General features: G+C 60.7%; 15 protein-coding genes. All 15 read right to left on the reverse strand.

Annotated elements, in window-relative coordinates:
- Positions 1–157: 157 nt before the first annotated feature.
- The 15 genes from ACFQY0_RS10105 to ACFQY0_RS10175 all read right to left on the reverse strand — a co-directional run bounded on the left by ACFQY0_RS10105 (position 158) and on the right by ACFQY0_RS10175 (position 15,621).
- Positions 158–1,606, reverse strand: a complete 1,449-nt coding sequence (locus ACFQY0_RS10105) for a UdgX family uracil-DNA binding protein (protein ID WP_379711890.1) — start codon at positions 1,604–1,606, stop codon at positions 158–160.
- Between the two features lie 6 nt (positions 1,607–1,612).
- Complete coding sequence (locus tag ACFQY0_RS10110) at positions 1,613–2,839, reverse strand: putative DNA modification/repair radical SAM protein (protein ID WP_379712280.1); 1,227 nt, start codon at positions 2,837–2,839, stop codon at positions 1,613–1,615.
- Between the two features lie 60 nt (positions 2,840–2,899).
- Positions 2,900–3,571, reverse strand: coding sequence for a tRNA (guanosine(37)-N1)-methyltransferase TrmD (gene trmD / locus ACFQY0_RS10115; protein ID WP_379711892.1), 672 nt, complete (start codon positions 3,569–3,571; stop codon positions 2,900–2,902).
- A 200-nt stretch (positions 3,572–3,771) separates the two neighbouring features.
- Positions 3,772–4,848, reverse strand: a complete 1,077-nt coding sequence (locus ACFQY0_RS10120; RefSeq protein ID WP_379711894.1) for a hypothetical protein — start codon at positions 4,846–4,848, stop codon at positions 3,772–3,774.
- Positions 4,845–6,143 (reverse strand): hypothetical protein, encoded by a 1,299-nt coding sequence (locus ACFQY0_RS10125; RefSeq protein ID WP_379711896.1) that lies wholly within the window; start codon positions 6,141–6,143, stop codon positions 4,845–4,847. Before ACFQY0_RS10125 ends, ACFQY0_RS10120 begins: the two co-directional genes overlap by 4 nt.
- Positions 6,144–6,435: 292 nt before the next feature.
- On the reverse strand, positions 6,436–7,032 hold the full coding sequence (locus ACFQY0_RS10130) for a transposase (RefSeq protein ID WP_379711898.1): 597 nt from the start codon (positions 7,030–7,032) through the stop codon (positions 6,436–6,438).
- Between the two features lie 139 nt (positions 7,033–7,171).
- Positions 7,172–8,371 carry a TFIIB-type zinc ribbon-containing protein gene (locus ACFQY0_RS10135; protein ID WP_379711900.1) on the reverse strand — a complete coding sequence of 400 codons (1,200 nt, stop codon included), beginning with the start codon at positions 8,369–8,371 and terminating at the stop codon, positions 7,172–7,174.
- A gap of 41 nt (positions 8,372–8,412) precedes the next feature.
- A complete protein-coding gene (locus ACFQY0_RS10140) occupies positions 8,413–9,495 on the reverse strand; it encodes an SPFH domain-containing protein (RefSeq protein ID WP_379711902.1) in 1,083 nt (360 codons plus the stop codon).
- Positions 9,496–9,591: 96 nt separating this feature from the next.
- Positions 9,592–9,861: a hypothetical protein gene (locus tag ACFQY0_RS10145; RefSeq protein ID WP_379711904.1), complete on the reverse strand. Its 270-nt coding sequence runs from the start codon at positions 9,859–9,861 to the stop codon at positions 9,592–9,594.
- 107 nt (positions 9,862–9,968) lie between these two features.
- A complete protein-coding gene (locus ACFQY0_RS10150; RefSeq protein WP_379711906.1) occupies positions 9,969–10,688 on the reverse strand; it encodes an SDR family oxidoreductase in 720 nt (239 codons plus the stop codon).
- 30 nt (positions 10,689–10,718) lie between these two features.
- Positions 10,719–11,243, reverse strand: coding sequence for a hypothetical protein (locus tag ACFQY0_RS10155; RefSeq protein WP_379711908.1), 525 nt, complete (start codon positions 11,241–11,243; stop codon positions 10,719–10,721).
- Positions 11,244–11,261: 18 nt separating this feature from the next.
- A complete protein-coding gene (locus ACFQY0_RS10160; RefSeq protein WP_379711910.1) occupies positions 11,262–12,413 on the reverse strand; it encodes an ABC transporter permease in 1,152 nt (383 codons plus the stop codon).
- Between the two features lie 3 nt (positions 12,414–12,416).
- On the reverse strand, positions 12,417–13,565 hold the full coding sequence (locus ACFQY0_RS10165) for an ABC transporter permease (protein WP_379711912.1): 1,149 nt from the start codon (positions 13,563–13,565) through the stop codon (positions 12,417–12,419).
- The gene (locus ACFQY0_RS10170; protein ID WP_379711914.1) at positions 13,562–14,251 is read right to left on the reverse strand and encodes an ABC transporter ATP-binding protein; all 690 of its coding nucleotides are present in this window, start codon (positions 14,249–14,251) and stop codon (positions 13,562–13,564) included. Before ACFQY0_RS10170 ends, ACFQY0_RS10165 begins: the two co-directional genes overlap by 4 nt.
- Positions 14,248–15,621 carry an efflux RND transporter periplasmic adaptor subunit gene (locus ACFQY0_RS10175; protein ID WP_379711916.1) on the reverse strand — a complete coding sequence of 458 codons (1,374 nt, stop codon included), beginning with the start codon at positions 15,619–15,621 and terminating at the stop codon, positions 14,248–14,250. Before ACFQY0_RS10175 ends, ACFQY0_RS10170 begins: the two co-directional genes overlap by 4 nt.
- Between the last annotated feature and the right edge of the window lie 50 nt (positions 15,622–15,671).

A 15,671-nucleotide genomic window follows, 5' to 3' on the forward strand; every position in this document is an offset into this window, starting at 1 on the left:
TCCCTCGAACCGGACGAATGCCAGTGGGGCCTGATCCAGGCTTCTTGATCCGATCTGTTAGAAAAATTTGAAGTCGTCGCAGTGATTGAAAATTCGGCATGGAAGCGATCCTCCGAGGATCGCTCGTCGGCCGCGGCGGACCCGCAAGGAGTAAAGCTCAGGCTTCTTCAATGGCGTCAGAGGCCAGGCGCAGGTCATCCAGAAAGCGCCGCCACGCTTCGGCTTTTTCGGATCTCGTTTTCAGTCGAAGAAGATAGGATGGGTGAACCGTGAGGATGGTGGTCGGTGCGAGCTGCGGTGCGTCGATCATGCCATGTTCCCGAGTGACGGAAACACTGCGATTGAGCAGCGAGCGGGCGGCAGTGCCGCCTAACAGAATGAGGATGCGTGGGGCGATGCTTGAGAGTTCGCCGACCAGCCATGGTTTGCAGGCATCAATTTCTCCGGGTGAAGGCTTCTGGTGGAGACGGATTTTTCCGCGCGGCTCCCATTTGAAATGCTTCACGGCGTTGGTGACGTAGGCTTGGCTGCGGTCGATGCCGACTTGCGCGAGAGCCTTGTCGAGAAGCTGTCCGGCGGGGCCGACGAATGGCTTTCCCGAGAGGTCTTCCTGGTCCCCGGGCTGCTCACCGACGATCATCAGCGCGGCTTTCGGCGGTCCGCTGCCGCAGACGGCGTGGGTGGCGCGTTCCCACAGTGGGCACTGTCGGCAGCCGGGAAGGAGCTGTGCGATTTCCGCAATGCTGCTTTCTTCGGAAGGTGCTCGGCTTTCCTGAATAATGGAAAGCGACTTGAGTTTGGCGAGGTAAGGAACCTGCGGCTCGCGGAGGACGGGGCGTGGCTCGGTTTCGATCATCTCGCTGACGCGCGGGCTCGTGTGGCGGATGAGGGATTCGATCAGCTCGGCCTCGGGGAGGTTTTTCCAGAACTTTTTCGGCATTTCGCCCTGCATCGCCTTCAACTTGATCCGCGCGGGGTTGTAGATGCTGCGGTAATAAGTGAGCCAAGCCTTCTCGAGTTCGTCGGTCTGCTCGAAGGGATCGTGCTCGATGCCCGCAGTGAAGCTGAGGACCGAGCCGTTCCAGTGGGCGCAGCCTTTCGGCGTGAAGATCGACCAGTCCATGTTCGCGAAGCGTTTGCGAAAGAAGGGCGTGCCAGCTTCCACGATGAAATGCTCGGGCTCGAACCAGGCGACGAAGCGTTCCCGACCGTCCTCGCGCTCGCCGATTTTCCGGAAGCGGACGAAGGCGTGCATCTTGTGGATCTCGCGACCGACGGCCTTCGACATGCGGGTGGCGAGTGAGACTTCCATGTCGCTGGCGATGGAGAGGAGGCTTCGTTCCCTGCCTCTAACAATGCGCCAGAGGATCGAGTAAAGGAGCGGCCAGCGGCGGGGATCACAGTGGCAGGAAACGGAGCGGGCGAGCTTGACGAAAGCGGCGCTGACCTTGAGTTCGCTGCCCTTGAGGGCGGGCAGTCCGGCTTCGGCGAAGAGCGCGTCTTCGTCGTTCCAGAGGATCTCATGGGGCGGGATGCCGGCGGCGAGAGCGCGGCGCGCGACGTCCCGCCAAGAGTCGAAATCGGTGCCGGGATCGAGGCGATACATGACGATCTAACAGAATAACTCGAGCTGCTCCGGTTTCGGGGCGTAGCGGGCGAGAATGCGGTCGCTGTCGAGCTCGGGAGTGGCGGGACGATGGTCAGCGGTGATGAGGAAAGCGCGGACCTTGTCGAGCGGCACGCGGATGCGGGCGAGGTCGGCGAGCCGGATGGGAGTGTGGCGGCGGATCGCGATGATGCGGTCGACATTGCGTGGCCCGAGGCCGGGGACGCGGAGGAGTTCGTCGCGCGTGGCGCTGCGCAGATCGAGGGGGAAGAGTGCGCGATTTCGCAGGGCCCACGAGAGTTTGGGATCGATGTGGAGATCGAGGTTCGGCTGTTCGGCGGAGGTGATTTCCTGCTGTTTGAAGCCGTAGAAACGCATCAGCCAATCGGCCTGGTAAAGCCGATGCTCACGGACGAGGGGCGCGGGTTTTGCGGGGAGGATGGCGGAGGGTTCCGGGATCGGGCTGAAGGCGGAGTAGTAGACCCGTCGCATTCGGTAGGAATGATAGAGTTCTTCCGAGCGCTCGAGGAAATCGGCGTCGGTGGATGCGTCGGCGCCTACGATGACCTGGGTACTTTGACCGGTGGCATGGCGGAGTTTGCGGTCGCCGCCTTTCCGCCGCTCATTGGCTTCATCGAGCTTGAGGCGGATGCCGCCCATCGCCTGCTTGGTGCGGTGGAGGTTCTTTTCCGGCGCGAATTTTTCGAGGCTCTCTTGTTTCGGAAGTTCGAGGTTGATGCTGATGCGATCGGCGAGGCGGGCGGCTTCATCGATCAGTCCTTGGGAGGCTTCCGGGATGGTTTTCAGATGGATGTAGCCGCGGAAGTCGTGGTCTTCACGCAGCGAGCGGGCGACTTCGTTGACCATTTCCATGGTGTGGTCGGCACTGCGGACAATGCCGGAGCTGAGAAAGAGACCCTCGATGTAGTTCCGCTTGTAGAAATCGAGCGTCAGCTTGACGACTTCCTGTGGAGTGAAGGCGGCGCGCTGGACGTTGCTGGAGCGGCGGTTGATGCAGTAGTGGCAGTCGTAGAGGCAGCGGTTGGTCAACAGGACCTTGAGCAGCGAGATGCAGCGACCATCGGGCGCATAGCTGTGGCAAATGCCGGCGCCGCCGGTCGAGCCGACGCCCTTTCCGGAGAGTGAATCCTTGCGGTTCGCGCCCGAGCTCGCGCAGGAAGCGTCGTATTTGGCGGCATCTGCGAGGATCCCAAGTTTTTTCTGCAGCTCCATGGTGTTCGCTCGGACAGTAGTCTCGAAGCGCGATTTTGCCATGGGAAAATCGAATTTTACCTATTCGAGAAGGTCCGGCCGGTTGACGCGGGTGCGGGCGAGGGCCTGCTCCTTTTTCCAGGCGGCAATCCTGGCGTGGTGACCGGAGAGCAGGACGTCGGGAACCTTCAGACCGCGGAAGTCGGCGGGCTTGGTGTAGGAGGGAGCTTCTAACAAATTGGGGTCGGAGAAGGATTCTTCTTCGGATGAACGGGCATCGCCAAGGGCTCCGGGGAGCAGGCGGACGATGGCATCGGTGACCACCGCAGCGGCGATCGCTCCGTTGGTGAGAATGTAGTCGCCGATCGAAAGTTCGAGGTCGACGAGCTCCTCGATGACGCGGTGGTCGACGCCTTCGTAGTGACCGCAGAGGATGATCAGATGGCTTTCCTCGACAAGTTCACGGGCGATGGCTTGTTTGAAGACTTTGCCTTGCGGGGTCATCAGGATGACCTTGCTATCCGGACGGCGGAGTTCGGCAATGGCATTGAAGATCGGGCCGGGGATCATCAGCATGCCCTGGCCGCCACCGCAAAGGGTGTCGTCGGTGCGCTTGTGCTTGTCGGTCGCCCAGTCGCGGATGTTGTGGGCGTCGATGCTGACGACGCCGGCTTCCTGGGCACGCCTGATGATGCTTTCGCCTAGGGGAGCGAGCGCGATTTCAGGGAAGATGGTGAGGATGTCGATGTGCATCGTGACTTGGGAATGAGAGAACCGCCAAGACGCCAAGATCGCCAAGGATTTTCGTCTTCCGGAGCATCGACCTTATTGTCGATGGATCGGTCCGGGGTGGGATGGATCGGGGTTTTCGGGTTTGGAGGGATTCGCTGGGAATTCGCTGGGGAGGTCCATCGACAATAAGGTCGATGCTCCGGAAGAGCCGAAATAACGCATCACGGTGGGTCCGGTACTGCTCGATTGATGCAGTCGGTGGCGATCTGTTGAAGTTCGTGAGATGGAAGCTCGGAAATCCATGTGGAATCATGGGACGGTAACTGGGCTTGGTTGTTGATCCAGGTTACGAGGATTTGCTCACGAATCTCATTCGAGGTGACGAGTCCGAGGACGGTCGCAAGTTCATTCGGTGGGATGTTGGCCTGAGAACCGGCGTCCATAAGAGTGCGATTGCGGACGAGATCGGGCTGTGTGGCGAGCCCATCATAAATGGAGGCACGTCCTTCAGGGGGCGATTCGCGAAGTGCGATGGCGGTTAGCCAAGAAGCGGTCTCAGTCGCATACCAGCCACGCTCTCCGTGGGCAGAGAGGCTGGCGGAGAGGTCGCCGAAATCCCGAGCCTCACGAGCCCGGGCATCTGCAGCACTGAAGAGATCTGAGGTGTGAGTGTGATTGCCGGGATGGAGGGAAGCCAGCAGCTCGTCGAACGTTCCGGGGTGAACTTCGACGAGTAGATCGAAGAAGCTGTCTCGCTCGATGGCATTTTCGCTGAGGATTTTCAGGATCTCCTTCGGCCGATCGACAACTGCTTCCTTAAATAGTGGATAAAGCAGTTGGCGACCGAATGGTTTGGCATGGAGAGCCACATCGACGATCGCCCGGTCATCAATGGTGCCAACTGCGGCTCGGATATAGGCTTGCCATGCACGGACCTTGAGCTGGTGGTTCTGAATCAGGTTGAGGGCTTTAAAGCTGTCCTCGTCATTCCATGTTAGCTTGGCGGACGCTTCTTCGACGGCGGATTCCAGTCCATCGAGCCATGGATGCTGATGGATGAAGCGAAAAAATTCGAGGGGATTTTCGCCTGCGAGTTTAGAAAGCCGCTCGCGGGCTGTGGCGGGATTGCCGTTTCGGAGATCGCTTAGAATGAGGGACCTGAGCTTGGGGTCCGGTAATTCACGGGCTTCAATTGGGACGGAGAGAGCTTGCCTGGATGATGTGGCGAGCTTGCCATAGACTGCGAAGCCGATGGCGAATGCCGCGAGGGGCAGGAGCAGTTGGCTTGCGGGTTTCATGGCTGGTTCTGCTCTGCGATGCGGATGATTTCATTGCGGAGTGCTTCATCGCCGATGTCGGGCGAATATTGAATCGCACTTGCGGGATCCTCGACGGCAAGTTGATAGAGCAAGTTTCGGGTGATTTTGGTGGATTGTCCGGGGTCTGAAATTTGGGCCGCTAAATTGAGCGCACCTTGGTAGTCACCTGCTTCCTTCCAAAGGTAATCTGAAGCGCCTGTTAGAAGCATGGTTTTCTCGGTGTCGAGCAGGGGAATCGCGTGTAGTGATTCGATGTGCGCACGAACCTGCTCCGGTGTGAAGTCGCGCAAGTTCATCGATTGGATGCGGAGCGCTTTACTGCGCTGGTCTGGAGTCAGCTCGGCGAGGAGTTCGAGGGGCATGGGGATTCCGGCGGCGCTGAGTTCCCCCCGGACGACCTCGACTTCTTCCGCATTCAAGGTAGCCAGCTCGGTGGCGTCGGGGATTTCTACTGGGTTGCGGGAAATGAATTCCGACATCCAGCTCATCCGTTCCACATGCGTAAGCTGTTCTGCTGTTAGCTTTTCCCGGATTTTTTCGAGTGCTTCGGGGTCCTCTTTCTCGATGATGCACCAGGCGGAGTTGATCCTTGAGATGCTTTCATCCGGCCAGTGGTTACTCAGCCACTCGTTGAGCATTCGGGTGGCGGATGATTTGTCGTTCGGGGAGATGTGATGGAGGACGGAATCAGGAATGCCATTGGCGGGATCGAGGATGAAGTCCAAGGCTCCGTTAGGATCGTAGCCTGCGGCTTCGATGATCAGGGGCTGGCTCGAGAAAGGATCAGACGTTGAGTAGTTCGAAAGCTGGGATTTCGCCAATGCCGCTGCAAAAGGGGAGGCGCGTAGGACCGGCCAGAGAGCGCGCTTATCGAGATGGATCAGCTTGGATAGCGCCGACCCGACAATATTCGTCCGGCGAGCCTCCGGTACCGATTTCAGAAAGGTTTCGAGCCAAGCGGGTTCGGCGATGAGAATGGCGGCGAGCCAGGTGGCGAGTTCTCCATTGGAAGCATCGGCGGCGAGGGCCGCCATGAGTTGCTCACGGGCGGGGCCGGTACGGCCGGCCATGGCGGCAAATCGGATCAGCTCGGGGTCGTTCGGGAGCGGAGCTTCTGAGGTGATTGATCGACGAAGGGATGCTTTGGAGGAAGTCGATTGTTCGTCCTCCGGTGCGGATTTCGCCGGGGCCCAGGTGGTCACCGCAGCGAGGGCTGCACCCGCAGCGACTGGTGCGGCGATGTGCAGGAGGATCAGGCGAAGCGAGAGAGGCATGACGATACTCTGGGTAGTTGCTTCGGAATTATTGTTTCGCGGAGAACAGGATAGGGCCGATTTTTAAAGGGAAGATGGCAGGCTGCCGATCGGCATCGGGGATGGAGAAAGAGGGAACCGCCAAGACGCCAAGCTCGCCAAGGATTTTTGTCTTCCGGAGCATCGACCTTATTGTCGATGGATTTTGCCGGGGTAGGATGGGTCGGGGTTTTTTGGTTTGGAGGTGTTGGTTGGTGATTCGCTGGGGAGGTCCATCGACAATAAGGTCGATGCTCCGGAAGAATGCTCGAAATTATTCGATGCTTTTTACGCGGTCGCTTTCCCAGAGAGTGAAAGTGCCAGGTGGGAGCTTGGCGGGGTTTCGACGGATGTAGCGGGCGGCGTTGACGAAATGCTTGGCACTTCTGATCAGGGTGTCGCGGTAGTTCTTCTGCCAGATGGAGCCTCTTCCAATCCGATGGGCGGAGGTGCCTTTCCAGGCTTTGATGAGATCGGCGAGTGGGGCGATTGGCTCGAAAAGCAAGTGCACGTGGTTGGGCATGATGACCCATGAATGGTGCGTGACTCGCTCGCCTTGGAAGCGCATCAAAACGTCGGCGAGATGCTGTCGGTTCCTAGGGTCGTTGAAGAGGCAGGAGCCGTAGCCGCAGTCGAGCCAGTGCTCGAAGCGATAGGTGAACTGACGGTGGTAGGTGTCGCGTTGTTCGGGCGTCCAGGGCTCGGGGTTTTTGGCGCGCCATGCTTCGAGTTCGGATTTCCAAAGCTGGAGCTTTTCTTTGGGGAGGGAGTCTCGGAGACGGAAGGTGATGAATTGGCAGGCATCGCCTTGCTGCCAGGGGGGGAGTTCGCGGCCGGTGATTTCGATATCTCTATCGGGATCGAAATACATAAATATAAATTACGGAGCATCGACCTTATTGTCGATGGATTTTGCCGAGGTGGGATGGATCGGGGTTTTTTGGGTTTGGAGGGGGGTGGTTGGTGATTCGCTGGGGAGGTCCAGCGACAATAAGGTCGATGCTCCGTAATCAACGATTCGCCGCGAGTAAGATGAGGCCGATGACGATCAGGGAGATGATGACCACGAAGGCGACTTTCCAGGGGGAGATGGGGAAGTTGGCGTAGGTGGTGCCGGTGACGGCGTTCATCGCGCCTTGGTAGGTCTTGCCGCGGAACTGGTAGGCGAGGATCCAAACGGGGCAGAGGATGTGCTTGAAGGTCTTCCGGCTGTACTCCGGGTAGATGCGCAGGTTGCGGTAGGTGTCGCCGGGGACTTCGCGGGCGCACATGTTGGTGAGGGAGCCTTCCATGACGCCGAAACCATTGCGGGCGGCGTTGAGGAGCGGGATCTGGTACTGCTCGACCTGCCAGCCGGAGACGTAGCGGGTTTCGTAAGGCACGAGGTCCTTCGTAGGAAAGGGCTCGAGCTTGCTGAGGATCTTGGGTTCGATGCCCTGGGAGCCCGCGATGAGGATGTCGTCGAACCAGGTGGACACATGGCCGCTGGCGGGACGCCAGCGGACTCTGCGTTCCTGATAGGTCTGGGTCTTGCCGTCGGGTCCGCGTCTGGTACGAGTGACGTAGTAGTAAGTGCCACTGTCGGCAGTCCAGGGGCATTCGGCGGCGGCGTCGAAAGTCCAGTAAGGAAGGTAGACGCCGTGGATGCGATCGACGAGGTTGCGCTTCTTCAGGTCGTTCGGAGCGAACCATTTCGAGGCGAGGAACTGCTTGAGGGCGTGGTAGGCCTTTTCTTTTGAAATCGAGGCGGGGAGGAGCGACTCGGGGCTGAGCGGGCTGTCGATTTCCGAGTAGTCGAGCATCTCGGGCGAGCCGCAGAAGTCGCAGGACTGGCCGACGTCCTTTGCCTCTCTAACAAGCACGGCGTGGCAGTGGGTGCACTGGACCTTGCGCTTGCTGGTATCGACGGTGGATGACTTTTCGCCGAGCTCGGCGAGCATTTGGTCGAGGTCATGCTCCTTGATGGAGTCGGGTGGTGGCGGTGGGGCGACGCGTTCGAACTCGGTGCCGCAGTAAGGGCAGACGAGTTTGCGTTTACCGGGGTCCCACTCGCCTTTGCCTCCGCATTCGGGGCAGACGTGGCGGTCGAGCGAGCGCACTTCCGCGGCCGCTCCCCGGAGGTCGGGGAGCGGTGGTGGAATTTTTCTCCGGGGAACTTCGATGGGCGTGGTGTCGCCCTCATCTTCCGGAAGCGGTGGTGCCTGGTCCATGGGCTTCGCAATTGGAGCAGCACGCTCCAGCCACGGGTTTTTTACTCGGCAAGAAAGGCGTCGAGCGCGGCGCGGGTGATGCGGTGCGCGGAGCCGATTTTCTTGGCGGAGAGTTTGCCGGACTCGATCTCGGCCATCACGTCGGCTTCGCTGACGCCGAGCATGCGCGCGACGGTGGCGGGGTCGAGGATGTCGGGATTCTGGGCCACGGGGGCGGGCGAGACGGCGGCACCGACCTGGCCGGGAAGCGGTGGTGGTGAGCCGGCGAGTCCGGAGTTCTTCATCATTTCCTGAGCAACGGCGAAACCGATGGCCATCTCGGAGGCCATGCCGGCGGATCCCCCGCCGCCGCCCTCACCGGAGGCCATGCCCTGGCCCATCTGGTATTTGACGTAGTCGTTGAGGTTGCCGATGGCCGACATGGCGGAGCGCTTGTCGATGGCTTCCTCGACTTCGGGAGGGACGCTGACGTTCTCAACTATGAAGGATGCAACCTCGATGCCATATTTGGCGGAGATGACCGGATTGATCAGCGGAAGAAGCGCGTCGCCGAGATCAGTATAACGGGTGGCGACATCGAGCACCGGAATGCCGGCGGTGGCGAGCGCATCGGAGAAAATCGAGACGATCCGCGAGCGCATGGTGTCGGCGAATTCATCGACGCGGAAATCGTGATCGGAGCCAGCCACTTCCTTGAGGAAGGTCTGCACGTTGACGACCTTGAAATCGTAGGTGCCGAAGGCGCGGGCGCGGACGATGCCGAAGTCCTGGTCGCGCAGCATGATGGGGTTCGAGGTGCCCCATTTGTTGCCGGTGAAAAGGCGGGTGTTGACGTAGTAAAGGTCGGCCTTGAAGGGTGACTCGAAGCCGTATTTCCAACCCTTGAGGCGCGTCAGGACCGGGATGTTGTCGGTGCTGAGCGTGTGCTTGCCGGGGCCGAAGGTGTCGCCGAACTGACCGAGGTAAACAAACTGGGCGGTCTGGCTTTCCCTAACAATGAGCTGCGCGCCGTTCTTGATCGCCGAGTCGTTGTCCGGAAAGCGATAGGCGATGGTATCGCGTGAATCGTCCTGCCACTCGATGATCTCGAGAAGCTCCCCTTTGATGAAGTCCATGATGCCCATATCGATATTTGCTAAGTTACGATGGGCAGCCTCGGGAATGAGGCGGTCTGAGGCAATGAGAAATCGGGGGCGAAATTCTCATCACCGATGGGCCGGCTACTTGGCCGGCGAGAGGCGCTCCTTGATTTGCTCTTCGAGCATCTCGGCGAGTTTGGCGGGGGACTCGGTGCTTTCCTCCGGGGAGTCGAAAATCGAGTCTGGAAGGGGTTCGCTATCGCCGTCCTTGCCGGGCTCCACGAGCATCACGTAGCGGGGAAAGCGGCTGGGCAACCAGATGATGGTCGGTTTGAAGAAACGTTTGCCGACGAGCGCTTCGATTTCTGGGCGGCGTTCTTCGGGGATCGACGAGTTGAGTGTGATTTTCACGGGGAAAGGAGCGCGCTTTGTCTTTCTGAGAAAAGCGTGGATCGGCGTCGTAACGTATTGTTTGACGCCAATCCAGATAAATCAGTTCCGAGCTTGCGGAGGCACTTTCAGATGGGGGCGTGGCCGGTGCTCGAGCCCCCATCGACGTAGAGATTCTGGCCGGTGACGAAGGAGGACGACTCGCCGAGGAAGAAGCAATTGGCGGCGGCGAGTTCTTCCGGAGTGCCGGTGCGTTTCATCGGGATGCCGTCGATGTAGCGCTGACGGCTTTCGCTGCCGGGCGGGTTGTTGGTGTTGAAAAGCTCGGTGGCGACGGGTCCGGGCGAGACGGCGTTGACGGTGATTCCGAACTGGGCCAGCTCCAGGGCCCAGCTGCGAGTGAAGCTCAGCAGGGCGGTCTTGGCGGCCGCGTAACTGGTGCGGAAGGGCACGCCGGCGGTGACCAGACTGGAGGTGCTGACGATGCGTCCCCAGCCGCGTTCCTTCATCCCGGGAAGCACGGCCTGGGTGAGCTGGATGGCGACTCGCAAGTTCATGTCGATCACCGCATCAAAGTCATCGAGGGTGATCTCGCCGAGCGGTGCCGGATTGACGAGCCCGACGTTGTTGAGAATGCCGTCGACGCGATACTTTGCCGCGAGTTCCTCGAAGACCTTCAGACGTGCGTTTTGATCTCCGAGGTCGACGGGGACGAACTCGGTGAATGGCGCGGAGTCCTCAGGCTGGCTGCGGGCCAAGCCGATGACCTGGTGGCCTTCTTTGGCGAGTTGCACGGCGGTGGCATGGCCGATGCCCTTGCTTGCTCCGGTGATGATGTAAGTGCGCATGGAACGGGGATGACTCGTTGCCAGTTGAAACTAATCGACGATCTGGATCTCGCTGGCGTTGACCACCAGGTTGGTGGGGCCTGATTGCTCGGCGACTTTGCCTTTAACGAGGATCTTGGTGAGTTTTTCGAGACCCTCCACCCCTTCGATGCCTTCCTTCAGGATCCTGCCATCCGGGCCGACGACTTGAATGGTGGCGGTACCGTCGCGGAAGTCCTCTTTCGTATCGCAGCAATTGTCCCATGGCGTTTCGCAGGGATCGTCCGGGTGTTCATTGCACGGAGTGAGCTTTTCGCGATCACCGAGGATGAAGGCAGCGCGGCCATCGACGAAGGGTTCGAGAGCACCCATCACCTGCCCTTTGAGAACGATGACGTCGCCCGGCTGAACGGTCGTGCGGGCCAGGTGGATCGGGCTGGCTTCGTCGGCGATGCTGTTGACGAAAACGGCTTTGAGTTCCGGTGAGGTGGACTTGGCTTCGGATTCTTTGACAGCGACTTCTTCACTGCAGGAAATGAAAGCGAGGCTGAGAGCGAGAATGGATAGGTATTTCATAGAGTGGATTGATTGAGGTTAGGAGGAGCGGAGTGCGACGGGAAGAGAAGGTTTCAGGCAGCGGAAAGCCGGCGGCAACGCACCGAGCAGGCCGAGGAAGAGACCCGTCAATATGCCGGCCAGAGCGACCGATGGACTGATCTGGATGGCAAAGGTGCCGATGGAAAAGGGAACGACAAAGCCATCGAGGAGCAGCATGGCGACGACGGAGGCAAGCAGCGCGCCTGTTAGGCTGGCGAGGGTGCTTTCCTGAATGAGACTGACGAGCAGCGCCCCGCGGCCGAAGCCGATGGCTTGCAAGGTGGCCATTTCACGAATCCTCGAGGCAAAGGCGGCGTAAAGCGTATTGAGGCCACCGAAAAGCGCACCGGCGGCAATCAGGCCGGCGGTCAGCCAGGTCATGGCACGCAGGGGTGCGAAAAAGGCACTCAAGCGGGCATAGTAGTCGGACTCACGCAGCGCGCTGAGTTCGAGATCGAGGCGGCGCTTCGCGAAGAGGTCGGCTTCGGCAAAGTCTTCGGGGTCATCGAGTCGCAGGACAACACAGGAGACGGTGTCGCGCTGGGCGAGCACGCGCAGGTCGCCGATGGGCATCCAGATTTCTGATTCCATGACGGTGCCGGGCGCGGCGAAGACACCGGCGACTTTCAGTTCCTGATCGTCGAGCTTGAGGGTGGCGCCGGGAGCGAGGCTGGAAGGATCCTGCTTCATCTGTCGCCAGGCGAGACGACCGACCATGACTTCTCCGGTGCGCGGGTAGCTGCCTTCGATGACCTGGACTTCCGGATGGGCGAGCAGGGCGGCCGGCGTGATCCCTCGGAACAAGGCCTGAGCTTCCGTCCCCGCGGGAAAACGGGCGAGGCCCATGTAGTGGATCTCGGTCGACACCGCGCGGGTTCCCATGGTTTCGGCGACGCCGGGAATCTCGCTCGCGGCAATGCCGGCGGCCTGTTCGGCGACTTCGCTGCGTTGCACGCTCTCTTCCGAGCCCGCGCCTAACAGAATGACGTTCCTGGCTGATCCGGAGGCGGCGAGGACCTGCTTCATGCCTTGGTTGAGCGCAAGCGCACCCATGACTAACAGGACGACCAGCGCCGAGCCTCCGACGGTCTGGAGCAGGCGGGATTTGTCGCGGAACAGGTTCCGAATGGCGTAGGAAAATGGGAGCATGACTTAGCCTTTGAGACTTTCGACGATGGGTTGGCGCATGGCCCGCCATGCGGGCCAGAGGGAGGCGAGCAGACCTAACAGCAGGGAAGCCGCCAGGCCGGTCATGATCACGGGAGCGTCCGGCTGAATGGCGAGCGTCTGCCCCTCGTTGCCGAGGGTGAAGGATTGCCAGGCGAGGAAACCGGTGGCGAAGGCAACACCAAGCGCGCCACCGAGTAGCCCCAGGATGCCGCCTTCGCTCATCACCAGCCAGGCGATGGCTTTGCCGGGATAACCGAGGGTTTGCAGCACCGCATTCTCCTTCACGCGACCGCGAACAATCAGCAACACGGCATTGGCGACGAGGCCTCCGACCGCGAGTACGGCTCCGATTCCGAGCCAGCGGGTGAATCCGATGAGCTCGATCAGTTCGCTCGCGGTTTCGGCGAAAAAGGCCTTCTCCGGGCGGGTGTTGGTCGGCTGCTGGTCGCTGTGAAAACGGGCATCAATGGCCTCGGCGACGGGTTTGAGGTCGTCCGAGGAATTCACGCGGACATTGAACTGGGTGACTACGCCGAGCCCGGAATTGGAGGCTTGCTGGAGGAAGGCGAGGTCGACGTAGGCGACGTTGTTGTCCTGGGGGAATGGCGAGCGGATGACACCGGAGACATGCACGGTTACCCCTGCGGCATCGAAGCGATCACCGGGAGAAAGTCCGCGGCGCTTGGCGAAGACTTCGCCCAGAAGAGCGCCATCGCTGCGGCGGTTCCATTCGTCGAGGCTTCCCTCGATGACTTCGATTTCGGGAGCGTAGCTGGTGAGCTTTCCTTCGGGCACACCGCGAAAGGTGATCACGTCGAGCGAGGCGCCGCAGTTGTTGACGACGACCTGAATCGGCACAACCTCGCGCACGCCTGGGATGGTCTTGATTTCATCGGCGTAGTGCTCGGGGAGCCGGCTGGTGGAGGGACAGAAGCGGTTCTCGCGGTAAACGACCAGCGTGGTGTCCGCCGCCGTCGTCTGGGTGGCGGAGGAAAGCGAGTGCTGCATCGTCTCGACGGTGGTGAAGAGGAACATGCCCGAGGCCACGCCAAGTACGGTGAGTCCCGTACGTAGCCGATGGCGGACGAGCTGCTTCCAGGCGAGGGAGAGGAGATTGAGAATCCAGTTCATGGCGTCGGCTGGGTGATGAGCAGTCCCTTTTCAAGGTGCAGGGTTCGGTCGGCGGCATCGGCGGCGCGGGGGTCGTGGGTGACCATGACGATGGTCTTGCCGTGCTCGTGGGCGAGAGCCTGAAGGAGCTCGAGGATCTTGGTGGCGCTTTCCCGGTCGAGATCGCCGGTCGGCTCGTCGGCGACGAGCAGGTCGGGATCGGCCACCAGGGCGCGGGCGATGGCGACTCGTTGCTCCTGACCGCCAGACAGTTCGGTAGGTCGGTGGTCCATCCGGTCGGCGAGACCGACGAGATCCAGCGCGGCCTCGACCTTGGCGCGTCGCTCCTTCTTGCTCATCGGATCGAGGAGCAGGGGGAGTTCCACGTTCTCGGAGGCGGTGAGGATCGGGACGAGGTGGTAGAGCTGGAAAATGTAACCGACGTTTCGAGCCCGCCATTGGGTGAGCTGTCCGCGGGTGAGCTTGCTGATATCGCTGCCGGCGACCTCGAGGGTGCCGGAGGTCGGCGAATCGATTCCGGAGAGGAGATTGAGCAAAGTGGTCTTTCCAGAGCCGGATGGGCCCATCAGCGCAAGAAACTGGCCGGTGGGAACATCGAGATCGAGGGCTTCAAGCGGAGTCACCAAAGTACTACCTTTCTGGTAGGTCTTGGTCAGTCCGCGACAGGTGATCATGGGAGCTTTCATGGATTGCTGGCTTGGACGCGTTGGTTGGCGCTGAGCGATTTTGGGTTGAGGACGATGCGTTCGCCGGGACGCAGGCCGGTGAGGATTTCCTGACGGTCGTCGTGAGTTCCGCCGGTGGTCACCTCCCTGGCGCTGACGCGTTGGGAGTCCGGGTCGATGACCCAGACGCGATTGCCATCGAGCGCGGCCTGGGGGATCCAGAGGCCGAGGCCGCGGGTGCTTGTGGCAGGCCCACCGCTGGAGGCTTCGAGAAACTCGACGCGGCAGAGCATTTCGGGGCGGAGGGCGTCGTGGGGATCTTCGATAACGACCTTGGCCTGAAGGGTGTTTCGCTGGATGTCGGCCTCGCCGACAATGCGGGTGACTTGCCCGTGGAAGGTGTGGTCGGGGAGAAGATTGCAGCGGATGCGAGCGGCTTGTCCGACCTGCAGCAGAGCGGCATCGGCGAGCGGGACATCGACACGGACCTGGAGTTTTTCAGGATCGTAGAGAATGGCGACGGTGGAGCTGTCGGGATCGTCCATACCAAGCATGCGCTTCTGGCCGGGTGAGGCGAGAAGGCGGAGGACCCGACCGCTGATGGGGGCGTGGATCTCGGTGCGAGAAAGGGCGAGCTTGGCCTGATCGACGGCGACCTGCCCCGCCTGGATCATTTGTTCCATGGCCAGGGTTTCGTAGGATTTCTCGTTTAGACCGGCGGAAATTTCACTGACCTTGGACTCGGCGGCACGCACGAGCGCGCTGACTTTTTCGTAATCAAGGCGGGCTTCGACGATGTCCCGTTCGGCGATCGCGCGGGCACCGGTGCGCTTGAGTCGATCGAGTCGATCTTTGGCTGCTTCCTGCACCGCGATGGCGGATTTTTCCTGAGCCTGGACGCCTTTCATCTCCTCGATGGTGCGGAGAATGCCGGCACAGTGCGCGTCGCGGGCGGCTTCGAGTCGGCTGAGTTCGTGCTCGGCGGCGCTGAGCATGAGTTTTGCGTCGTCAGTGATGAGGGTGGCGATGAGCTCCCCTTTTTCGACTTTCTGGCCCTCGAGCACATGAACCTGATCGATCACGCCGTCGATGAGGGCGGTGGCCTTGACGCTCCAGGGATCGGGTTCGACCCAGCCGGTGGCTTGGAAAATGACGGCGGCGTCGCGATTCGTTGCGGGGCTGGTGATTTCGGTTTCACCGGGGATGGCGATGACTTGAGCGCTTTCCACGGGAGTGGCCGGCAGCAAGCGGTCGCGAAACAGCAGAAGAAAAAGCAGGGCGAAGCCGAGCAGGATGCCGACGGGCAGTAACCAGGCGCGGGATCGTTGAGGTGGTGGCGCGCTATCGTCATTGCGATGGCGGCTCAGGGAATTGAGTGATGAAGGGGTCATGGGTAGTATGGAGACAGACGGCTGCCATGATCATGGGCAGCATCAGAGCA

It is taken from the genome of Haloferula chungangensis, assembly GCF_042664875.1.
GTDB lineage: Bacteria > Verrucomicrobiota > Verrucomicrobiia > Verrucomicrobiales > Akkermansiaceae > Haloferula > Haloferula chungangensis.